At 61.0% G+C, this 20,837-nt stretch carries 19 protein-coding genes; 5 read left to right on the top strand and 14 right to left on the bottom strand.

Going from position 1 to position 20,837, the window contains the following annotated elements; translation table 11 throughout:
- The first annotated feature begins 73 nt into the window (after positions 1-73).
- The 3 genes from QVF59_RS20155 (at position 74) to QVF59_RS20145 (ending at position 2,827) form a co-directional block, all read left to right on the top strand.
- Positions 74-1,303, top strand: a complete 1,230-nt coding sequence (locus tag QVF59_RS20155) for a branched-chain amino acid ABC transporter substrate-binding protein (protein ID WP_159878688.1) — start codon at positions 74-76, stop codon at positions 1,301-1,303.
- Between the two features lie 135 nt (positions 1,304-1,438).
- Complete coding sequence (locus QVF59_RS20150) at positions 1,439-2,182, top strand: metallophosphoesterase (protein WP_159878686.1); 744 nt, start codon at positions 1,439-1,441, stop codon at positions 2,180-2,182.
- A gap of 282 nt (positions 2,183-2,464) precedes the next feature.
- On the top strand, positions 2,465-2,827 hold the full coding sequence (locus QVF59_RS20145; RefSeq protein ID WP_287882281.1) for a cysteine-rich CWC family protein: 363 nt from the start codon (positions 2,465-2,467) through the stop codon (positions 2,825-2,827).
- A 7-nt stretch (positions 2,828-2,834) separates the two neighbouring features.
- Here the strand turns inward: QVF59_RS20145 and QVF59_RS20140 are convergent, their stop codons facing one another.
- Complete coding sequence (locus tag QVF59_RS20140) at positions 2,835-3,968, bottom strand: M14 family metallopeptidase (RefSeq protein WP_287882279.1); 1,134 nt, start codon at positions 3,966-3,968, stop codon at positions 2,835-2,837.
- 381 nt (positions 3,969-4,349) lie between these two features.
- On the opposite strand from QVF59_RS20140, the gene QVF59_RS20135 reads away from it, so the two are divergent.
- A complete protein-coding gene (locus tag QVF59_RS20135) occupies positions 4,350-5,135 on the top strand; it encodes a response regulator (RefSeq protein WP_287882277.1) in 786 nt (261 codons plus the stop codon).
- Between the two features lie 60 nt (positions 5,136-5,195).
- On the opposite strand, the gene QVF59_RS20130 is transcribed toward QVF59_RS20135, so the two are convergent.
- The 13 genes from QVF59_RS20130 to QVF59_RS20070 all read right to left on the bottom strand — a co-directional run bounded on the left by QVF59_RS20130 (position 5,196) and on the right by QVF59_RS20070 (position 19,528).
- Positions 5,196-6,134 carry a p-hydroxyphenylacetate 3-hydroxylase reductase component gene (locus QVF59_RS20130; RefSeq protein ID WP_287882275.1) on the bottom strand — a complete coding sequence of 313 codons (939 nt, stop codon included), beginning with the start codon at positions 6,132-6,134 and terminating at the stop codon, positions 5,196-5,198.
- A 35-nt stretch (positions 6,135-6,169) separates the two neighbouring features.
- Positions 6,170-7,336 carry a p-hydroxyphenylacetate 3-hydroxylase oxygenase component gene (locus QVF59_RS20125; RefSeq protein ID WP_287882273.1) on the bottom strand — a complete coding sequence of 389 codons (1,167 nt, stop codon included), beginning with the start codon at positions 7,334-7,336 and terminating at the stop codon, positions 6,170-6,172.
- Positions 7,337-7,650: 314 nt separating this feature from the next.
- Positions 7,651-8,829, bottom strand: coding sequence for a porin (locus QVF59_RS20120; protein ID WP_287882271.1), 1,179 nt, complete (start codon positions 8,827-8,829; stop codon positions 7,651-7,653).
- A 108-nt stretch (positions 8,830-8,937) separates the two neighbouring features.
- Complete coding sequence (gene hpaX, locus QVF59_RS20115; protein ID WP_287882269.1) at positions 8,938-10,281, bottom strand: 4-hydroxyphenylacetate permease; 1,344 nt, start codon at positions 10,279-10,281, stop codon at positions 8,938-8,940.
- 209 nt (positions 10,282-10,490) lie between these two features.
- On the bottom strand, positions 10,491-11,291 hold the full coding sequence (hpaI, locus tag QVF59_RS20110) for a 4-hydroxy-2-oxoheptanedioate aldolase (protein ID WP_287882267.1): 801 nt from the start codon (positions 11,289-11,291) through the stop codon (positions 10,491-10,493).
- A 132-nt stretch (positions 11,292-11,423) separates the two neighbouring features.
- Positions 11,424-12,227 (bottom strand): 2-oxo-hept-4-ene-1,7-dioate hydratase, encoded by an 804-nt coding sequence (gene hpaH / locus QVF59_RS20105; protein ID WP_287882266.1) that lies wholly within the window; start codon positions 12,225-12,227, stop codon positions 11,424-11,426.
- A gap of 9 nt (positions 12,228-12,236) precedes the next feature.
- Entirely contained in the window at positions 12,237-13,700 is a 1,464-nt protein-coding gene (locus tag QVF59_RS20100) for an NAD-dependent succinate-semialdehyde dehydrogenase (protein WP_287882264.1), read from the bottom strand.
- On the bottom strand, positions 13,697-14,890 hold the full coding sequence (locus QVF59_RS20095; protein ID WP_287882262.1) for a Bcr/CflA family multidrug efflux MFS transporter: 1,194 nt from the start codon (positions 14,888-14,890) through the stop codon (positions 13,697-13,699). The genes QVF59_RS20100 and QVF59_RS20095 overlap by 4 nt, the downstream gene beginning before the upstream one ends.
- A 6-nt stretch (positions 14,891-14,896) precedes the next feature.
- Positions 14,897-15,277: a 5-carboxymethyl-2-hydroxymuconate Delta-isomerase gene (locus tag QVF59_RS20090; protein ID WP_287882260.1), complete on the bottom strand. Its 381-nt coding sequence runs from the start codon at positions 15,275-15,277 to the stop codon at positions 14,897-14,899.
- A 62-nt stretch (positions 15,278-15,339) separates the two neighbouring features.
- Entirely contained in the window at positions 15,340-16,188 is an 849-nt protein-coding gene (gene hpaD / locus QVF59_RS20085; protein WP_287882258.1) for a 3,4-dihydroxyphenylacetate 2,3-dioxygenase, read from the bottom strand.
- A 130-nt stretch (positions 16,189-16,318) separates the two neighbouring features.
- Positions 16,319-17,779 carry a 5-carboxymethyl-2-hydroxymuconate semialdehyde dehydrogenase gene (hpaE, locus tag QVF59_RS20080; protein WP_287882257.1) on the bottom strand — a complete coding sequence of 487 codons (1,461 nt, stop codon included), beginning with the start codon at positions 17,777-17,779 and terminating at the stop codon, positions 16,319-16,321.
- A gap of 211 nt (positions 17,780-17,990) precedes the next feature.
- Positions 17,991-18,767, bottom strand: a complete 777-nt coding sequence (locus tag QVF59_RS20075) for a fumarylacetoacetate hydrolase family protein (protein ID WP_287882256.1) — start codon at positions 18,765-18,767, stop codon at positions 17,991-17,993.
- Positions 18,764-19,528, bottom strand: a complete 765-nt coding sequence (locus tag QVF59_RS20070; protein ID WP_287882254.1) for a fumarylacetoacetate hydrolase family protein — start codon at positions 19,526-19,528, stop codon at positions 18,764-18,766. The genes QVF59_RS20075 and QVF59_RS20070 overlap by 4 nt, the downstream gene beginning before the upstream one ends.
- Positions 19,529-19,885: 357 nt before the next feature.
- On the opposite strand from QVF59_RS20070, the gene hpaA reads away from it, so the two are divergent.
- On the top strand, positions 19,886-20,776 hold the full coding sequence (hpaA, locus tag QVF59_RS20065; RefSeq protein WP_287882253.1) for a 4-hydroxyphenylacetate catabolism regulatory protein HpaA: 891 nt from the start codon (positions 19,886-19,888) through the stop codon (positions 20,774-20,776).
- Positions 20,777-20,837: the final 61 nt, after the last annotated feature.

Below are 20,837 nucleotides of genomic sequence, written 5' to 3'. Positions count from 1 at the left end.
TTACAACAAGCTCGCTGCATGAGATCTGTTCGCCACAAGCGGACAGGAGAGACCGAAAGATAGAGGATTCAAGATGCAATTCACCAAGCTGACTACCGTTACCGTCGCTGTAGCTGCCGCTCTGGCACTGTCTGCATGTGGCAAGAAAGACGACGCTGCTGCTCCGGCTGGCGCCTCCGCTCCGGCTGCCGCTGCTGCTGGTGGCGATACCATCAAGATCGGCTTTGCTGCGCCGCTGACCGGCCCGCAAGCACACTATGGCGAAGAGTACAAAAACGGTGTGACTCTGGCGATTGAAGATGCCAATGCCGAGAAGCCGACCATCGGTGGCAAGCCGGTGACTTTCGAACTGGACGCCCAGGATGACCAGGCCGACCCGAAAACCGCTACCCAACTGGCTCAGAAACTGGTTGATGACAAGGTTGCCGGCATCATCGGTCACTTCAACTCCGGTTGCGCCATTCCGGCCTCCAAGATCTACTCCGACGCCGGCATTCCGATGATCGCCATGGCGACTTCCCCGGTCTTCACCGCTCAGGGCTTCAAGAACACCTTCCGTTCCATGACCTCCGATACCCAGCAAGGTAGCGTGATGGGCAAGTTCGTGGTGGATACCCTGAAGGCCAAGAAAATCGTCATCGTTGACGACCGTACCGCTTACGGCCAGGGCCTGGCGGACGAATTCGAAAAAGCCGTCAAGGCTGCTGGTGGCGAAGTAGCCAAGCGCGAATTCACCAATGACAAGGCAACTGACTTTGCCGCCATTCTCACCTCCATCAAGGGTGTTAGCCCGGACGTGATTTTCTATGGTGGCGCTGATGCCCAGTCCGCTCCGATGGCCAAGCAGATGAAGCGTCTGGGCCTGAAGGCTCCGCTGATCTCCGGCGAAATGACCAAGACCCCGAACTTCCTGCAACTGGCAGGCAAGGAAGCCGAAGGCTCCATCGCCTCGCTGGCTGGCCTGCCGCTGGAGCAGATGCCCAAGGGCAAGGACTACTCCGACAAGTACAAGGCACGTTTCAAGACCGACGTAGCCACCTACTCTCCGTATGGCTATGACGCTACCCGCGCCATGATCCAGGCCATGAAGGATGCCAACTCCACCGATCCCAAGGCTTATCTGCCGGTTCTGGCCAAGATCAAGTACTCCGGTGTGACTTCCGCCAACTGGACCTACGACGACAAGGGCGACCTGAAAGACGGCGGCATTACCGTTTACAAGGTTGAAGGCGGCCAGTGGAAAGTGATGCAGACCATCGGTGGCGGTGCTGCCGCTCCGGCTGCTGCATCTGCGGCGCAGTAATTCAGGCGGTAGTTCATACAGAAACGGCGCAGATTCTGCGCCGTTTTTTCATGCCTGCCGCTAGACAAATTCCCGCAGTAGCGGGACAGATGTGCATAATAAAGCGGTAAATCGATAAAACCTTTGTGATTGTGTATGACTGAGTTGTTTGCCAGCCTGCCCGCCAACCTGAATGGACGGGATTATGTTGTGGGTGATGTCCACGGCTGTTTTACCGAATTGCGCCAGTTGCTGGAAAGCGTGGTGTTCGATGGTAGTCGCGATCGCCTGTTTTCCGTAGGCGACCTGGTGGACCGGGGGCCGGAGTCACGCCAGGTACTGGAGTGGCTGGCCAAGCCCTGGTTTTATGCTGTGCGTGGAAATCACGAGCAGATGGCACTGGATTTCGATCTGGCGCAAACCGATGCCTGCGAGCGTTACCTGAATAATGGTGGCGGCTGGTTTATCTGTCTGGCGGAGCGGGACAAGCAGGCCTATCGTACAGCGTTCAACCGCCTGCCGCTGGCGATGGAGGTGGTGAGCGAGCACGGACTGATCGGGCTGCTGCATGCTGACTGCCCACTGGATGACTGGAATGGCCTGCGCGAACAACTGGCCCTGCCTCAGCCCTGGGGCGAAGAAGGGGGCAAGCTGTTGCGGCAGATTACCTGGTGTCGTTTACGCGCCAGGGGGATGGTACGCAAGCCTGTGGTCGGGGTTTTCATGCTCTGTGTCGGACATACGCCCCAGGCCGGTGTACGCAGCATCGACAATGTCTGGTATCTGGATACCGGTGGTGTTTATGGCCGCAGCCTGAGCATGCTGCAGCTTGATACCTTGCAGACCCACAGCGTGAAGGTGGGCGACAAAGGATATAGCAGTGATGTGATGGAAGGGTGAAATGCCGGCATGATGGCGGTGGATTTTTATTTGCGCACGGACAAGTGAAATGCTTGTATCTCCATGTCATTTAATTGTCTTGTTATCATGCCGTATGATTTTTGGTATCTGGTCCCGCGTGCCGGGTTAGTACTATTCCCCTTGTAGCAGGTTGTATATGCATCATATGTGTAGCATTTCCATTTGGTCAGCCGCCGGGCAGGACCGTAGTGTGCGACCTTTGTCGCCACGGCTGCGACTTCCCTTATTGGCTGGTGGTTGCCCCGCCAGTAGGTGTGCGGCATGAAGCCGCCCATCCCGTCACCATGCCAGCAGCGTTGCCAGCTGGATGCCACCGGTGAACACTGCCTAAGTTGTCGACGCTCCATCAAGGAAATTGCCGGCTGGCCTGGTTTCAGTGATTTCGAGAAGAAAGCGGTGTGGAACCGCTTGCTTGCCTTGCCGCCACAAGTCGAGGCCAAACAGTGCCAGCGCTGCGGCGACAGCTTCAGTTGCGGAGCCAATGGGCCGGCCAACAGCTGCTGGTGTGCAAAGCTGCCTAACATCATGCCGCTGGGCGAGGATGGCAAGGATTGCCTGTGTCCATCCTGCCTGCTGCAGGCCATTGCCAGGGCCGGGTCTGATGCCGCACCAGACCCGGGTTAGCCGGTCTTCAGGCTGACAGCAGTTTGCCAGTTTTGAATGCCTGCGCCGTGGCTACCTTGGCTACGGTCATTCCGGCTGTGGCATAGGGATGTAGCTCATGTGCATACAACATACCGCCGTATGCCGAGCTGAGTACTGCCACCTTGTCCTGCAACGGGTCGATGACTTCGGCCACCGGCTGTCCCGCCGTTACCACGCTGCCTGGCGGCAGCAAAAAGCTGACCACACCCGGATGGGGAGCAAGCAGGTTTTCGGACCCCGCCAAGGGGGTTGCCGGATAAGGTAGCGGTGGCAAGGCTGCGGGTGTATCGCCGGTGATCAGCCCGCGCCAGCGCAGAAAATCCAGAATGGCCGCAGCATCCTGTTTGGCCAGTTGCCGGTTTACCTGATGCTGGCCACGCAATTCTACTGTAACCGACAGGCAGGCCATTTCGATGGGGACGTCCAGCCCATCCCGCTGGCACAAGGCCTGCAATTCCCACCAGGTCTGGCTGCAGGCTTCGTCAAAGGGATAATCACCCGATTCGGTAGCCAACAGCTGCGCATGCGATTGCAGATAGCGTGCCAGTGGTTCGCATTGCTCCCATAGTGGTGTGCCGGTATAGACATGCAACGCTGCATTACTGTCGCAGTGCAGGTCCAGCACGATGTCGGCATCGGTCGCCAGCAGCATCAGTGTCTTGCGCAGGCTGACCAGCTCGGTCGGTTCGGTCAGCTGCCGCAGGTGCTGGCGCATGGCCTGCCGGATATGGGCGGTATTGCTCTTTGCATCTGCACCCAGTTGGTTTTTTACCGCGGCATAAACCGCGTTGGTGAGTTGCGGATAGTGGCGGTTGAAATTTTGTCCGCTGGCCAGATCGAAACGGCCCAACTGATAACCCTGTATCGACTGGGCGTGCCCGATGGGGTTGGCTTGCGGAACCAGAATGATTTCCCCGGCAATTTTGCCTTGTTGTTCCAGCTCCTGCAGCTGCTGTTTCAGTTCCCAGGCGGTCAGCATGCCGGGTAGTTCGTCCGCATGCAGCGAGGCCTGGATATAGGCCTTGCCAGCCGGGCTGCCCGGCTGACCAAAGTGAAAGCTGGATAGCTGGCGCTGTGTTCCCAGGCAGCTGGAGATAAGAGGGTGGTGGTGGTGGATCATGCTTGCTCCGTCTCTGGCCACTTCAATGTTCTGGCCTTGTTGCCATCAGACAGCAATGTAACCCGTTGTGCCTGGGATGTCTCGGCAATGTTTTTGCCTGCTGTCTGCGGCTCGGATGCGACACATCACCTGCATTTACTGTGTCGATTGGCGAGCTATGCGCTGACCTTTTGCATGATCAGAAATTTCTTATTGTTTGTTGAGAAATAACCCGGATAGTGATGCCGTTCCCCTTTCTAAGCTTAAAGCGCTTCTTGCGTGAGCCCGACAAGCGGATGAAGAGGCGGGAGTGTCCAGATAATCAAATCAGGTGTCAGTGTCATGTCAAACAATCAGATTTTTTCAATGATGCAACGCATCAGCAGCCGGCCGCAGAGTGCAGTGTCCGAATCTGGCCCCGGTGCATATGGCGCACTGGACAGCCAGGGGCAGCCGGCTGCCGGTCTCTGGGCCGAAGGCCTGCAACCACGGGTATTGGTGGCCGAGGACAATCTGGCCAATCTGTTTTTGCTCAACAGCCAGTTGCAACGGCTGGGCTGTGAGGTGGCGGGGGTCAGCAACGGACTGGAGGCGCTGAATCAATGGCGGCTGCAACAGTTTGACTGCCTGCTGACCGACCTGGGCATGCCTCAGCTGGATGGCTTTTGTCTGGTGCGGCAACTACGCAGCGATGGTGATATGCGTCCGGTCATTGGCATATCAGCCGACCCGGGTGAGAAGGAGTGGCAACGAGCACAGGAAGCCGGCTTCAATATCCTGCTGGCCAAGCCGGTAACCTTGCCGGTGCTGCATACCACCTTGTTGCGTTTTAGCCTGGCAGTCAGCATGCAGCGGCTGCCGGTTTATGTGAATGACAGCCTGTCCGCCCTGTTTGATGGCGATGCGGTGTTGATGAAAAAGTTTGTGTGCAAGCTGCTGGACAGCAACCGGCATGACCTGGCTGAAGCGTTTTCCTTGTATGACCGGCAGCAGTGGATGGATCTGGCGCAGGTGCTGCACAAGATCAAGGGTGCAGCCCGGCTGATCGATGCCCAGCAGGTGGCGCGTGACTGCGAACAAATGGAAAAAGCCTGCAAGCTTGGACATGCCGAGCAGGTGGGTATTCTGCTGGAGGATCTGCGTCATCGCCTGCAAACGCTGGAGCAGCAGCTGCAAGCCATGCCGTAATGGAGTTGGACCGCTTCAGGGGCGGCGAGGCCGCGCCTGAAGCCGTTGAGGTACTTGAGGCTAGCGTTGGCGGATGATGCCCTGCAGTATGTTTTTCAGTACCGATACCTGTTCTGCATCGAAGCCTCCCAGTAGTTCCTGCTGTTGTTGTTCTGCCAGATCGTGCAGGGCTTCTGCTTGCAAACGGCCCTGTTCGGTCAGCCTGTAGTGTTGCTCCTGAAGGCTGATCAGCTCCTTGCGCAGCAGCATGGCCACTGCCTGTTCCACCTCCCGTTCAGGCATGTTGACTGCGCCATGCAGTGCCGCCAGATCAAGCCCGTCCTCCAGGACCAGCAGCATGCGTGCCTCACTGGTGCGCAGCCCTGTTGCCAGTTGGCGTGGCTGGTAGTGATTCTGGTAAGTACGCACAGCCTGGGTCAGCAGATAGTAGATATTGTTGTCCAGGCGCTTTTGCAGGTTGCTGCATGCCAGCGCCGGCAGCTCTTTTTTCTGCTGCAGACTGTGCGGCAAGGCCATGGCATAACTTCCCTGATGGTAGAGCAGGGGTGCCCGGCCAAAGTCGTCCAGTGCCACCACCTTGCCCAGCATGATCCAGTGGTCGCCACCGTCATGCATGGCATGGCGTTCGCACACGAAGCGGGCGGCGCAGTCTTCCAGCAGCGGCGCGCCACCAGCCCCCTGCGTGTGCGCTACGCCGGCAAAGCGGTCGTCACTGGGCCGGGCAAAGCGGTTGGACAGGCTGATCTGGTCGGCTGCCAGGATATTGACGGCAAAGTGGCTGGCCGAGGCAAATACCGGGTAGCTGCCCGAACGCTTGTCTATGCTCCACAGAATCAGTGGCGGGTCGAGAGATACCGAGTTGAAACTGTTGGCGGTGACGCCCACTTTTTGTTCATCCGTGCCGCAGGCCGTCATCACAGTGACGCCGGTGGCAAAGTTACCCAGCGCGCGGCGGAACAGACGCGGGTCGTCCGCGCTGGCCGGTGGTTTGCTTGTCATCCTCATCTCCTTGTTTTGCTTGTTGTGAGGTGGTGTCAGACCATGCTCGGGTCGGGTTCCAGACCCATCAGTTCGCGGCCAAGGATCTGGGCGCAGACATCGTAATCGGTATAAGCGTGGGCACCGGTCATGTGCGAGTCACGGAACAGGCGTTGCAACTCGTTGCCTTCCATCCAGCTGGTGGCACCGGCGGCGCTGAACAGGCGGTCCACTGCTTCGATGCACATCTTGACCGCATACGCCTGATTGGTACGCCAGTAGGCCAGTGTCAGGCGGTCCGGGTAGGCACGGCGACGGCCGTGTTCTGCATGATCCTGCCAGGTCTTTTCCAGCAGGGCGCGGGCGGCGGCTACCTGGTGGGTGGACTCTGCCAGGCGCATGAGGGCAGGCGTGGCAGTGCCGACGCTGGCACCGGTGTAGGCCCGCACGCGATTGGCGGTTTTGTCCTTGAATGCCTGCAACATGCGTTCGGCAATGCCCAGGCTGATGGCGGCAAAGCCGCTGGCAAAGTAGGGCCGATACGGGGTGGTGAAAATATCGCTGTCCGGATACAGGCCAAAGCCGCTGGAGCGGCCTTCCATCATGTCCTTGGCCGCTTCGATACGGTGATTGGGGATGAAGGCATTGCGGATCACCAGGGTTTTGGAGCCGCTGCCCTTCATGCCCATGGCAAACCAGTTGTCGCGGATTTCATAGTCGCTGCGTGGCAGCACGCCAAAGCTGTACACCAGTTCGCCCTCGGTATTTTTACGGCGCATGCCGACAATGGCCCATTCGGCATGGTCACAGCCGCTGCTCCAGCCCATTTCGCCGCTCAGATAAACACCGCCTTCGGCTTCTTCGATCTGGCTGAACGGGGCGATGCTGCTGCTGGCGGTGGCATCCGGATTGTCGCCCCAGATTTCATCCTGCAGCTGTTGCGAAAACATGGCCAGCTGATGGCTGTGGGTGCACAGCAGGCTGAACGCCCAGGCGGTGCCACCACAGGCACCGGCCAGTGCGGCCACGCAGTCGGCAAACTCCGGCAAGGATATTTCCAGCCCGCCGTATTTCTTTGGCTGGAAGGCGCGATGCATGCCAATGCTCTTGAGCAGGCGGATGTTTTGTTCCGGGACCTGGCGCATGGCTTCGGCCTGGTCCGCGTTGGCGGCGATTTCCGGCAGGATTTGCTGCAGCCGGATCAGCAGGGTTTTCTCGCTCATGAATGTCTCCTGTTGCATGTGTTTTATTAATAAGTTAAGTATTTGTGCCGTGAACAAGGCAATACGGCAGACAGCTTGCACCTGGTGTTGTTGTGGTCTGACGAGCGCGGAAGCTGTGCTTGCTGACTGCATTATGTAGCCCACCCAATAGCCATGAAATACAAGTTTCAGGTTGATTACTGTACTTTTCATGAATTTCTTCGACCCTGCACCAAAAGGCAGATGCGGCAAAAAAAACAGCCGCCCAGAAAGGAGCGGCTGACAAGGATGGTGCAGCTGAAAGGAGAATCTGCCCATCTGGAGCGAGTTTGGCGTCAGAAGCTGTGGCGCAGCCCCATGGCCAGCCCGTGCACCGTACTGCCGGCAGGCACACTGCCAATACTGCTGAAGCCGAAATCATAGGCGGCGCTGCCATGATTCCGGATTTGCGCATAGAGGGCTTTCAGGGTGGTGTGACGCGACAGGTCGTATTCGTAGCCCAGCTCGGCATGGCGTGCCCGCCCGCTATCGCTGACGGTGCTTCCTTGCAGCTTGCCGGATTCGCCATACTGGCTGATCAGCCGGCCATGGTCGCCGATGCCGATAACGGCTTGGGCATACCACACATTCTGGCTGAGGCTGCTGCCCTGATAACTGGCGGCGGCAGTGGGGGTGAGATGGCCATCGGTGTGGTCGAGCAGCAGGCCGATACGGCTGACTTCGTCAAAACGGTAGTAGCCACCTGCGCGCAGGTTCCATACCTGGCGGAACTGGGTTGTGCTGCTGGCTGCATCATCCACGCCGGTGTCGATGCGCTCGTAAGCGGAGGTCAGCAGCCATGGGCCACCGCGATAGCTCAGGCCCAGGTCAAACACGCTGGCGGCATGGCTGGCACCGGCGGCGCGTGTTTCCACCGCGTCATAGCCCACGGTTGCCGTCAGCCCCTGCCAACTGGGGCTGGTGTACTGCACGGCGTTCTTGCGGCGGGTGTCGAAGGGGCTGGTGCGCACCAGGGTGTTGCCATTACCGTCGGCCGGGGTGGCGCTGCCATAGCTTTTCAACAGGCCGTCAGCGGACAGGACATTGCCCAGTTTGCCCAGCAACGCGCCGGACATGCCAATGCCGGTATTGCCCTGATTGACATCCAGCATGCCGGCCACCACGCGGGTGGGCGGGCTGATCAGGCCGGCCTGCACATTGCCGGCGGGTGTGGACAGACCGACAAAACTGTCGCGGGTGCCGAAGGTGGCATAGGAGGGCGCGCTGTCCAGCCAGAGATTACTTTCCAGCTGCCAGTAGGCACTGAGTCCGTTGCCCAGTTCTTCACGACCCTTGAAGCCGATCAGCGAACTGTCCGAACTGATGCGGCGCACGCTGCTGCCGGGCTGACCGTTGGCAGCGCCACGGGTGCCGACCGATTCGATGGTTTCGTCCAGTGTGCCGTACAGGGTGACGTCGGCGTGGGCCAGCAGTGGCAGCAGGAACAGGGCTGCCCAAAGATGTTTGCCTTGCATGGTATGGCTCCGGTTTGGGCCTGCGTTGGCGATTGATGGACGCAGGCCGCCGCGGTGTCCGGCCTTGATGTCGGACACCGTGCAGTTAAATAGGGAATGGTTAATGGTTCAGTTGCGCGCCGGCTTTTGCAGCGGAATCAGCAGAAACACCAGGGCACCTATCAATAAGGCGGCCACCGCATACAACAGGCCGCTGGTGAAGCTGTGCGACATGTCCTTGAGCCAGCCCACCACGAAGGAGCTGAGCGCCGAACCGATATTGCCGGTGGCGTTGATCAGGGCAATGCCCACTGCCTTGGCCTTGGTCGACAGCGTGGTGTCGGGGGTGGTCCAGAAAATGGTCATGGCGGTAAAGGAACCGGCCGAAGCCATCACGATGCCGGCCAGACGCACTACCGGGTCGCCGGCATAGGCGGTCAGCAGCCAGCCTGCAGCGGCAAACAGCATGGGCAGCACGGTATGCCATTTGCGCTCCTGGGTGCGGTCGGAACGCGCGCCCCACCACAGCATCAGCAAAATGGTGCCCAGCTGCGGAATGGCAGCCAGGATGCCGATGGTGACATTGCTGCTGCCGGCATTGAAGCTTTTGACGATTTGCGGCACCCAGATATTCACCATGCTCAGGGTGTTGACCAGGCAGAAATAGGCGAAGGCGAATTTCAACACCGTCGGCTGCAGCAGCTCGTGCATCACGCCGGCATGTTGCTGGGCTGGCTGGTGTGCTTCGGCGTCCAGCATGCCTTGCAGGCAGCGCTTTTCTTCCGGACTGAGCCATTTCGCCTTGGCGGGGGAGTCATCCAGATAGAACCACACCACCACGCCCAGCACGGCCGAAGGTAGGCCTTCCACCAGAAACAGCCATTGCCAGCCGGCCAGTTGCCAGATGCCGTCCATTTCCAGCAGATAGCCGGATACCACCGAACCCAGTGCTGCGGTCACCGGCATGGCAATCATGAACAGGGCATTGGCGCGGGCACGGTAAACACGCGGAAACCACAGCGTGAGGTAGACCAGCATGCCGGGCAGGAAGCCGGCTTCGGTAATGCCCACCAGTGCGCGCAGGATGTACAGGCTGGTGGCGTCATGGGCAAACATGGTGGCGGTGGAGGCAAAGCCCCAGGCCACCATGATGCCGGCCATCCAGCGCCGGGCACCGATACGGCTGAGCATCATGTTGCTGGGAATGCCGCACAACACGTAGGTGATGTAAAAGATGGTGGCGGCAAAGCCGAACATGGTGGCCGTCAGGTTCAGGCTTTTGGCCATGGTGAGGCCGGCAAAGCCGATGTTGATGCGGTCCAGAAAGGAAAATACGAACAGGATGAACAGAAACCAGATCAAGCGTCCGGAAACTTTGCGAATCACCTGTTGTTCTTGCTGTGTGTCGTCCTTGTGCGCCTGATCCATCAGGTCGGGCGCGGTGTGGCAGGTCGTGGCTTTATCCAGACTCATGCACTTCTCCTCATTTATCGTGCCGGGAGCGTTCCGGCGTGTTGTCCTTTGTCGTGGTGCCTGCTCTTGCTGGCAGATCACCTTGTTGCCTTGCTGCGGTGTGCGATGTGGCTGTGCAGTCCTTTCGGTTGTGGTTAATTGAATATATTAATTATCTGTTGGCTGCATGCCGCGTCAGCGGACGACCCGCTGGGCCGTCCATTGTGGTTTCAGTACACGCCACTGGCACCGGCCTGCTGGCCACCGGACTTGAAGCGACCGGCCAGTGCTTCGGCACTGCGCGCCAGCACGGTGCTGTCCACGCCCACGGCGACAAACTGCGCGCCAAGCTCGATATAGTGACGGGCCAGTTTCTCGTCAGCCATCAGGATGCCGGCCGCCTTGCCCTGGGCGCGGATGCGGACGATGGCCTGTTCGATGGCGGCTTGCACTTCCGGGTGGGCAGGCTGGCCGAGATAGCCCATGTCGGCGGACAAATCCGCCGGGCCGATGAACACGCCGTCCACGCCGGGCGTGGCGGCAATGGCATCCAGATTGGTCAGGCCCTGGCGGGTTTCAATCTGCACCAGCACGCACAGCTCGTCTTCCGCATGCTTGAGGTAGCCCTCGATGCGGTTCCAGCGCGAGGCGCGGGCAATGGCGCTGCCCACCCCGCGGATGCCATGCGGCGGATAGCGGGTGGCGGCTACCGCCAGTGCCGCTTCTTCGGCGGTCTGTACCATGGGCAGCAGCAGGGTTTGTGCGCCAATGTCCAGAATCTGCTTGATGCGCACCGGGTCGTTCCATACCGGGCGCACCACCGGGTGGCTGGGGTAGGGGGCGATGGCCTGCAGCTGGCCCAGCATGTCGGTAAGTGTGTTGGGCGCGTGTTCGCCGTCGATCAGCAGCCAGTCGAAACCGGCACCAGCCAGCAGCTCGGCGCTGTAGGGGCTGGCCAGGCTCAGCCACAGGCCGATCTGCACTTCGCCGTTTTTCAGCGCAGCCTTGAAGCGGTTGGATGGGTTCTGCATGGAATTTTCCTTAAAAAACAAGAGCAGCTAACAAAATAGCGCAGCGCCCCTGATGCAAGGCGCGCCGACGCAGACAGTACAAGGTGTACGGCCAGGAGGCGCAACGCAGCAGCAGGGTTTTTGTTCGCTGATCTAAACAAAGCGGCAGCTGATGGCACCCAGCGGCCCATAGTCCACATGGAAGGTATCGCCAGCCCGCGCCGGCACCGGGCGGGTGAAGGAGCCACCCAGAATCACCTGACCGGGCTTGAGGCTGACATCAAACGGTGCCAGCTTGTTGGCCAGCCAGGCCACGCCGTTGGCCGGGTGGTTCAGCACCGCCGCGGCCACGCCGGATTCCTCGATCACCCCGTTGCGGTACATCAGCGCGGATACCCAGCGCAGGTCCAGCTCGGACGGCTTGACCGGGCGGCCGCCCATCACCACGCCGGCATTGGCGGCGTTGTCGGAAATGGTGTCGAACACCTTGCGCGGGCGGCCGGATGCCGGGTCGATGGACTGGCTGCGCGCGTCGATGATTTCCAGTGCCGGAATGACAAAATCGGTGGCCTGATACACATCGAACAGGGTGATGTCCGGGCCCTTGAGCTCCTTGCCCAGAATGAAGGCCAGCTCCACTTCCACCCGCGGCACGATGAAGCGGCTGGTGGGAATGTCGCTGCCGTCGTTGAAGAACATGTCGTCCAGCAGAGTGCCGTAGTCCGGCTCGTTGATCTGCGAGGACATCTGCATGGCGCGCGAGGTCAGGCCGATCTTGTGGCCCTTGATCGTGCGGCCTTCAGCCAGCTTCATCTCCACCCAGCAGCGCTGGATGGCATAGGCGTCTTCAATAGTGATGTCCGGGTAGTCCAGTGAAATCTGGCGGATCTGCTCGCGTTGCTGCTCGGCCTGATGCAGGCGGCGGGCGGTAGTCTGGATGATGTCTGATGTCAGCATGATGTCTCCTCAGTTGGCGATGCCGCCAAAGCACAGGTATTTGGTTTCCATGAATTCTTCCAGCCCTGGGCGGCCGCCTTCGCGACCCAGCCCGGACTGCTTGATGCCGCCAAACGGGGCGACTGCGGTGGAAATGGCACCTTCGTTGATGCCCACCATCCCCGCTTCGATGGCTTCGGCCACCCGCCAGCAACGGCCTACATCACGGCTGTAGAAGTAGGCGGCGAGGCCGGATTCGCCGCTATTGGCCAAATGGATGGCCTCGGCTTCGTCGCGGAAGCGGATAAGCGGAGCCAGCGGGCCAAAGGTTTCTTCCTGCGCCACCAGCATCTGTTCGGTGACATCGGCCAGTACCGTGGGCTGGAAGAAGTTGCCGCCGCGTGCATGCGGCGCACCGCCGCTGAGCACCCTTGCCCCCAGGCTGACGGCGTTGGCGATGTGGCGCTGCACCTTGGCCACCGCGGCCTGGCTGATCAGCGGGCCTTGCTGCATGCCGGGCTCGCTGGCCGGGCCAACCTGTAGCGCGGCCACGGCAGCGGCGAGTCTGGCGGCAAAGGCATCGTAGATGCCGTCCTGTACCAGCAGGCGGTTGGCGCAGACACAGGTCTGGCCGCTGTTGCGGAATTTGGCAAACAGCGCGCCCTGCACGGCGGCATCCAGATCGGCATCGTCAAACACGATGAAAGGCGCATTGCCACCCAACTCCAGCCCCAGTTTTTTCACCGTGTCCGCGCACTGGCGCATCAGCAATTTGCCGACAGCGGTGGAGCCGGTGAAGCTCAGCGCCCGCACCAGCGGGCTGCCGGTCAACTCGCCGCCAATGGCCACCGCATCGGTGCCGGTGACGACATTGAATACGCCGGGCGGCAGGCCAGCCTGTTCGGCCAGCGCCGCCAGCGCCAGTGCGGACAGCGGTGTTTCCGCTGCCGGTTTCAGCACCACGGTGCAGCCAGCGGCCAGCGCCGGGGCCACCTTGCGGGTAATCATGGCGTGCGGAAAATTCCACGGCGTGATGGCCGCCACCACACCTACGCCCTGGCGCACGGTGAGCAGGCGCTTGTCGCTAAAGGGGCTGGGAATCACCTCGCCATAAGCGCGTTTTCCCTCTTCGGCAAACCATTCGATATAGCTGGCACCGTAGGCAATTTCGCCTGCGCTTTCGGCGGCGGGCTTGCCTTGCTCCTGGCTGATCAGCGCCGCCAGTTCACCCTGGTGCTGCAGGATCAGCGTATGCCAGCGCATCAGCATGGCGGCACGCTGCTGTGCAGTCAGCGCCCGCCAGCCGGGCAGGGCGGCGCTGGCGGCCTCAATGGCCGCGCAGGTTTCTGCTGCGCCCAGATCGGCCACTTGTGCCAGCAGTGCGCCGCTGGCCGGGTTGTGCACGGCAAACTGCTGCGCGCCGGATAGCCATTGGCCGTTGATATATGCCTGTTCACGCAGCAGGGATGCGGATGGGCGGGAGTGGGAGTTCATGTCGGTTTCCGGGAAAAACGGATCAATTGCAGACTCAGCCAGGCAGCGACACCACAGGCCATCACCAGCAGGCACATGGCGCGCGGGCTGCCGTCAAACAGGCTGGCCACCAGTGCACTGGCCAGCATGCCGCAGCCAAACTGGCCGGAGACCGCCAGCGCCATCACCGCGCCGGCACGGTCGGCATGCAGTTGCAGTAAGCGCGCCATGGCATTGGGGCCGATGCTGCCGGTCATGCCCACGCTGAACAGCAGCGGCAGCACCGTCAGCCACAGGCTGTGCGCACCCAGCAGCCACAGTGCCAGCCCGGCCACCGCCACCACGCCGCATTGCCATTGCAATAGGCTGTCGATGGCATGCCGCCGCAGCAAATGGCGGTTGAGCTGGCTGAACAGCACGATGGCGACGATATTCAGCCCGAACAGATAGCCGTAATGCTGCGCGGCCACGCCGAAGTACTGGATGTACACAAAGGGGGAGCCGGTGATGTAGGCGAACATCGCGCCAAAGCTTAGCCCCAGCGCCAGGCTGTAGCCCATGGTAGGCAGGTGTTGCAGCAGGTGGCCGTAGGCACGGAAGGCTTTGCCCAGCGTGATGTCCGACCGAGCGGATGGCGGATGGCTTTCCGGCAACTGCCACACCACCAGCGCCAGCGACACCGCACCCAGCAGCGCCAGCAGCAGAAACAGGCTGCGCCAGCCTGCCAGCAGCAACAACCAGCCACCCAGCAGCGGGGCCAGCAAGGGGGCGATCATGGTGATTTGCTGCATCAGCGTCAGCACATGGCTGGCCTCGCTCAACGGAAAGGCATCGCGCACGATGGCGCGTGCCATCACCGTGGCCGCGCCGCCACCCATGGCCTGCAGCACGCGCAGGGCAATCAGCTGTTCTGCCGTTTGCGCCGCAGCGCAAGCCAGGCTGGCCAGCACATACAGGCTGAGGCCGGTCAGCAGTACCGGGCGGCGGCCATAGCGGTCGGACAGCGGGCCGTACAGCAGCATGCCGCCGCAAAAGCCGGCCAGGAAGCTGCCGATGGTCAGCTGGATGCGTGCCACCGGCGCGGCCAGATCCGCCGCAATGGCGGGCAGGGCGGGCAGGTACATGTCGATGGACAGCGGGCCGAAGGCCACCAGTACCCCCAGCAGCACGATCAGCCGCACCTGTTGCTGTGCCTGACTTGCGGTATGCATGGTGGTTTATCTGAAGCGCTGATGGACGTTGTTGTGCTTGTAGCTGAGTCTGGCGTCCAGCTCACTCAGCTCAAAAGTGAGGGCCAGATAGCGGGCATCAAACAGCGGGGCAAAGTGTTGCTTGATCAAGGCAAACAGGCCCTCGGCTGTGCGTTCGCGTTCTTCAAAAGTGCGGCCATGGCCGATTTTCAGGCTCATGTGGACAAAGGCGTAGTCGGCCTCGCCATCGGCCATGCGCCAGGTGTCCAGCCAGATGGCGCGGCTGCGGATGCCCGCCACCGGGTAGAGGCCGGTGCCAATCAGGTAGGCATGGGCTTTTTCGAACAGGCCGGGCAGGTCGGCCTGCTTGCGGATATTGTCGGTGCATTCGACGATGAAATGCGGCATGGAATCCTCCGGGGAATACCGCCAGCCCCCTCCGTAGCGGGCTGGCCAAGAAAGGCAGGCAATCAGACAGGCAGCACCACGTTGATCTGGCCGGTGCCGGAGCTGCCAAAGTAAGGGGTGATCACCTCGGCCTTGCCCTGGTATTCGTCCCAGCCCAGCGCACCCAGCAGCATGGCGGTGTCGTGCATGAAGCCTTCGCCATGACACTTTTCCGCATACTCCGGCAGCATGGCGCAGAAGGTTTTCCAGTCGCCGCGCTGCCACATGGCCACCACTTCGTGGTCGAAGGTTTCGAGGAAGGGGCTCCACACCTTGTGCAGGTATTGCTCGGCCACGCCGTTCTGGGCAAAGCGGTGCGACAGCGAACCGCTGGCCAGAAACGCCACCTTGCCGTCGTACTGTTCTTCCACCGCCTGACGCATGGCCATGCCCAGCCGCGCGCTGTCGGCCAGGTTGTGCACCGTGCACATGGCGGACACCGATACCACCTTGAAATGCTGGTCCGGGTTCATGTAGCGCATCGGTACCAGCGTGCCGTACTCCAGTGCCAGCGTGGTGGCATCGTGTGCGCGGGTATGTACCCCGGCTTGCGTGGCGGCATCGGCCAGCAACTGGCCCAGTGCCGGATTGCCCGGGTAGGCGTAGGGCAGGTTCTTGATGAAGTGCGGCAGCTCGTTGGAGGTGTAGACACCTTCAAACGCCGGCGCACAGTTGATGTGGTAGCCGGAATTCACCAGCCAGTGGGTATCGAACACCACGATGGTGTCCACACCCAGTTCGCGGCAGCGACGGCCGATTTCCTTGTGGCCGTCGATGGCGGCCTGACGGCAGCCCTGATGCTGGCCGGGTTGTTCAGATAGATACATCGACGGCACATGCGTGATCTTGGCCGCCAGGGCGAGTTGTCCCATGGATTGTCTCCTTTGTAGTCGTGAGGGCGGTGGGCATTGATGTGTGCCACAGCCAAGAGGCCGGGCGTTCTGTGGCGCCCTGACCATCTGTTGTTTTTCAGCTGCTAACAACAGCGCAGCGGCACTGCGCTTACAGGCCCCAGCGCGGAATATGGTGGCTACCCATCGAGATGCAGACGTTCTTGATTTCGGCAAACACCTCGAAGCTGTATTCACCGCCTTCGCGCCCGGTGCCGGAGGCCTTCACGCCACCAAAGGGCTGGCGCAGGTCACGCACGTTCTGGCTGTTGATGAACACCATGCCAGCCTCGATGCCACGGGCCAGACGGTGGGCCTTGCCGATGTCCTGGGTCCAGATATAGGACGCCAGGCCGTATTCCACATCGTTGGCCAGGCGCAGCGCATCGGCCTCGTCGTCAAACGGCATCAGGCATACCACCGGGCCGAAGATTTCTTCCTGCGCAATGCGCATGCGGTTGTCCACATCGGCAAACACCGTGGGCTGGATGAAGTTGCCACGCGCCAGATGGGCGGGCAGGCCGGCCGGGCGTTCCAGACCACCGGCCACCAGCCGGGCGCCTTCTTCCATGCCGATACGGATATAGCCGGTCACCTTGTCGTAGTGCTGCGGGGTGATCATGGAGCCGACCTGGGTTTTCGGGTCTTGCGGGTCGCCGACGATCAGGCGCTTGGCGCGCGCGGCAAATTCTTCGACAAACTTGTCGTATACCGGACGCTGGATGAAGATGCGGCTGCCTGCGGTACAGCGTTCGCCATTGAGCGAGAAGATGGTGAACAGCGCGGCATCCAGTGCGCGGTCCAGATCGGCATCGGCAAAAATCAGCACTGGCGACTTGCCGCCCAGCTCCATGGAAAACTTCTTCAGCCCGGCATTCTGCATGATGCGCTTGCCGGTGGCGGTGCCGCCGGTAAACGACACGGCGCGGACATCCGGATGGCGCACCAGCGCATCCCCTGCGGTGGCACCATAGCCCTGCACCACATTGAACACGCCGGGCGGCACACCGGCTTCCAGCGCCAGCCGACCCAGCTCATTGGCGGTGAGCGGGGACAGCTCGGACATCTTCAGCACGGCAGTATTGCCCAGCGCCAGGCAGGGCGCGGTTTTCCAGGTGGCAGTCATGAAGGGCACATTCCACGGTGATACCAGGCCGCACACGCCCACCGGCTGGTACAGCGTGTAATTGAGCATGCTGTCGTCCACCGGATAGCTGTGGCCGTTCATGCGGGTACACACTTCGGCGAAGAAATCGAAGTTGTGCGAGGCACGCGGAATCAGCACGTTCTTGGTCTGATGGATGGGCAGGCCGGTGTCCAGTGTTTCCAGCTCGGCCAGCATGGGCACGTTCTGGTCGATCAGCTCGCCCAGACGGCGCATGACCCTGGCGCGTTCCTTGGCCGGGGTGCCAGCCCACTTGGGAAAGGCTTCCTTGGCGGCGGCCACGGCAGCGTTGATTTCGTCGGCACCGCCGGAGGCGACTTCGGTAATCACTTCGCCGGTGGCCGGGTTGACGGTTTCAAAGACTTCCTTGCTCTCGACCTCGCGGCCGTTGATCCAGTGCTTGATCATCTTGTGTTCTCCTGTGCAGGCGCGCCGTCTACCGGGCTGCGCCGGGTAATCATTCAGCCGATTATTGACAACCCCCTCTCGCTTTCTAAGCAGAAAGCGAGGCTCCCTTGCAGGGCAAGGGCGGGGGGATTGGGAATAGATGGAAAGGCTGCGGAATCAATCAGTTTGTTGAAAGGCCCGGCTTTGCCGGGGCCAGTGCAATCTCATCAAATCACTTTGTCAGCAGCCTGTCGGCGTACTGCGCCTCGCTGACAATGTGGTTGACCAGGCGACCCACCCCTTCCACCTCGACAATCACCTCATCGCCGGGCAGCACATCGGCCAGCCCTTCCGGCGTGCCGGTGGCGATCATGTCGCCGGGGGACAGGGTCATGAAGCTGCTGAGGTATTCGATGAGATAAGGAATATCGAACACCATGTCGCTGGTGTTGCCCTGCTGGCGCAGCTCGCCATTCACCCAGGTACGCAGGGTGAGGCTGGCTGGCTTGGCCACGTCGTCACGGTCCACCCACCACGGGCCGATCGGGGTGAGGGTGTCACGGTTTTTCACCCGCAGATTGGGCCGGTAGTAGTTTTCCAGGTAGTCACGTACTGCGTAGTCATTGCACACGCTGTAGCCGGCCACGTAGTCCATCGCTTGTTCGCGGCTGACGTTCTTGGCGGTCTTGCCGATAATCACCACCAGCTCGCACTCGTAGTGCATGTAGGCGATGTTGTCCGGGCGTACCGATACCTGCCGGTGGCCGGTGAGCGTGGCCGGTGACTTGAGGAACACCAATGGCTCGGTCGGGGCCTTGAAGGCCAGTTCGGCGGCGTGGTCGGCATAATTCAGCCCCAGCGCGAATACCGTGCCTTCAGCCGGCGGCAGCCATTCGACCGCCTCTTCGGCAAAGCGGCGGCCATCAGCCAGTTGTACCGAGTGGTCGTCATTCACCAGAACTGCGTGGATCTCTGCCTCACCGGGCAGGCGGATGCGGGCGTGTTTCATTGGGCGCTCTCCTCGGCGATCAGGTGGTTTTCCAGGCGGCCAATGCCGTCGATTTCCACGGCCACGGTGTCGCCGGGGCAGATTTCCAGCTGGCGCAGCGGGGTGGAGGGGATGATCACGTCGCCCGGCTGCAAGGTCATGAACTGGCTGAGGGCGGCAATCAGCTGCGGCACGGAGCGCAACCAGTCGCGGCTGTGATTGGTTTCGGCCAGCTCGCCGTTCAGATAGCTGCGGATTTCCACGTTCAGCGGGTCGATGGCGGCAGCATCCACCAGCCACGGGCCCATCGGGCAGAAACCGTCGCGGCACTTGGCCTTGACGGCCGGGCGGTAGAAGCTGGTCTCTTCCAGGCTGATTTCATTCACCACGGTGTAGCCAGCCACGACAGCCAGTGCCTGTTCGACTGCCACTTTGCTGGCCACCTTGCCAATCACCACGCCCAGCGCACCACCGGCAAACACCTTGCCGGCCTGGATCGGCAGGGCAATGGTGCTGCCGTGGCCGGCGTGGGTATTGCGCGGTTTGATGAACAGCACCGGCGTGGCCGGGGCTTTCTGGTAGGGCGGCTGCTGGAAGTCGGCTTCCAGCTGTTCCAGCAGGCTGCGGTGGTTCAGCGCCACGCCATACACGGTGCCGCTGGCGGGAGCCAGCCATTGCGGGGAGTCTGCCAGTGGATTGCCGTTGTCCAGCAGCAGTTTGCCGTCAGCCAGCGCGGTCACCTGGCGGGCTTGCTGGTTCAGCACGATGCGGCCTTGCTTCATCGGTCTCTTCCTTGTTGTGGTGGTGGACAGCGGTGCTGGCCATTTATTTAATATGTTAACTTTATACGGGCCTGCTTCCGCCTTTGTCAACGCGCTTCATGTGCTGCAACAGCGGATGACAGCTACTATGCCACGTGCCTTGCAGCATTTTCTAAGGAATGAATTGTACTTTTCATGGGTTTGTCACGGGTGTGCCTTGCTTGGTTAATGCATGGGATTTTGCTGTAGTGACGGTAAATCAAGCTGTCTGGCAAGGTGGTGCTGGCTGACTGCTTGCACGCTGAAAATGCTTACTGTACAAAAGATGGAAATCAACAGGCCTGTGGCATTTTGCGCACAGGCTACGACGGAGCGGCCATGAAGCAGGAAAACCGTACCCCGATTCCCAATATCGACATCGGCAAGGTGTATGACAGCCGCTATGGCGAGTCGGATATCAATGTTGAATCCTTTGGCAAACTGGCGGAATTCTTTGGCCGCAATATGCCGGTGCACCGGCACGACCGCTTTTTCCAGCTGCATTATCTGGCCAGCGGGCAGATTCGCCTGTATCTGGAAGAGCAGCACTATGTGGCGCAGGCACCGTTGTTTTTCTTTACCCCGCCCACGGTGCCGCATGCTTTCATCACCGAGGCCGATGCCGAAGGCTATGTGCTGACCGTGCGGCAGGAACTGGCACGCCAGTTATTGCACACACTGCCGCTGACCCAGCGCGAGGCAGGGCTGATGCAGCCCTTCTGTGTCGAGCTGGCCGACGGGGAGGCCGCGCAGCACCTGCCGCAGCTACTGGCCTTGCTGGCCGAGGAGTATGGCCATGACGCAGTGGGGCGCGAGGCCGCGCTGCACGGCCTGGTGCAGCTGGTACTGGTGACTGCCTTGCGCCTGAGTGCGCAGGGCGAGCACAGCCGGCAATGCCGCCGCGAGGACTTGCAGATTTTCCATCGTTTCAATGCCTTGATCGAAGCGCATTTTCGCGAGCACTGGCCGCTGTGGCGCTATGGCGAGGAAATGGGGGTGACCGAGTCGCGGCTGAATGATATTTGCCGGCGCATGGCGGATTTGCCGTCCAAGCGACTGGTGCATGACCGGCTGTTGCAGGAAGCCAAGCGCTTGTTGATGTATTCCGCCGGGTCGGTAAACGAAATTGCCTATCACCTTGGCTTCAAGGACCCGGCGTATTTTTCCCGCTTCTTCCTGCGTGAAACCGGCAGCAAGCCCAGTGCCTACCGCCAGCAGCATGCGGGATGAGGCAGCACCGGCAGCCTGGCGCGGCTGACAAAAGCTCTTGGAGAGTCGGGGCGGGAGCGGG

The sequence above is a fragment of the Aquitalea sp. genome (genome assembly GCF_030150775.1).
Lineage (GTDB): Bacteria > Pseudomonadota > Gammaproteobacteria > Burkholderiales > Chromobacteriaceae > Aquitalea > Aquitalea denitrificans.
This window is presented reverse-complemented; position numbering and strand designations above follow the sequence as displayed.

Coding starts and splice junctions, on each gene's coding strand:
- hpaX (WP_287882269.1), bottom strand. CDS start 10,281: ATGAGTCTGGATAAAGCCACGACCTGCCACACCGCGCCCGACCTGATG.
- QVF59_RS20090 (WP_287882260.1), bottom strand. CDS start 15,277: ATGCCGCATTTCATCGTCGAATGCACCGACAATATCCGCAAGCAGGCC.
- QVF59_RS20100 (WP_287882264.1), bottom strand. CDS start 13,700: ATGAACTCCCACTCCCGCCCATCCGCATCCCTGCTGCGTGAACAGGCA.
- hpaH (WP_287882266.1), bottom strand. CDS start 12,227: ATGCTGACATCAGACATCATCCAGACTACCGCCCGCCGCCTGCATCAG.
- hpaE (WP_287882257.1), bottom strand. CDS start 17,779: ATGATCAAGCACTGGATCAACGGCCGCGAGGTCGAGAGCAAGGAAGTC.
- QVF59_RS20130 (WP_287882275.1), bottom strand. CDS start 6,134: ATGACAAGCAAACCACCGGCCAGCGCGGACGACCCGCGTCTGTTCCGC.
- QVF59_RS20150 (WP_159878686.1), top strand. CDS start 1,439: ATGACTGAGTTGTTTGCCAGCCTGCCCGCCAACCTGAATGGACGGGAT.
- QVF59_RS20145 (WP_287882281.1), top strand. CDS start 2,465: ATGAAGCCGCCCATCCCGTCACCATGCCAGCAGCGTTGCCAGCTGGAT.
- QVF59_RS20120 (WP_287882271.1), bottom strand. CDS start 8,829: ATGCAAGGCAAACATCTTTGGGCAGCCCTGTTCCTGCTGCCACTGCTG.
- hpaD (WP_287882258.1), bottom strand. CDS start 16,188: ATGGGACAACTCGCCCTGGCGGCCAAGATCACGCATGTGCCGTCGATG.
- QVF59_RS20095 (WP_287882262.1), bottom strand. CDS start 14,890: ATGCATACCGCAAGTCAGGCACAGCAACAGGTGCGGCTGATCGTGCTG.
- QVF59_RS20070 (WP_287882254.1), bottom strand. CDS start 19,528: ATGAAGCAAGGCCGCATCGTGCTGAACCAGCAAGCCCGCCAGGTGACC.
- hpaA (WP_287882253.1), top strand. CDS start 19,886: ATGAAGCAGGAAAACCGTACCCCGATTCCCAATATCGACATCGGCAAG.
- hpaI (WP_287882267.1), bottom strand. CDS start 11,291: ATGCAGAACCCATCCAACCGCTTCAAGGCTGCGCTGAAAAACGGCGAA.
- QVF59_RS20125 (WP_287882273.1), bottom strand. CDS start 7,336: ATGAGCGAGAAAACCCTGCTGATCCGGCTGCAGCAAATCCTGCCGGAA.
- QVF59_RS20155 (WP_159878688.1), top strand. CDS start 74: ATGCAATTCACCAAGCTGACTACCGTTACCGTCGCTGTAGCTGCCGCT.
- QVF59_RS20075 (WP_287882256.1), bottom strand. CDS start 18,767: ATGAAACACGCCCGCATCCGCCTGCCCGGTGAGGCAGAGATCCACGCA.
- QVF59_RS20140 (WP_287882279.1), bottom strand. CDS start 3,968: ATGATCCACCACCACCACCCTCTTATCTCCAGCTGCCTGGGAACACAG.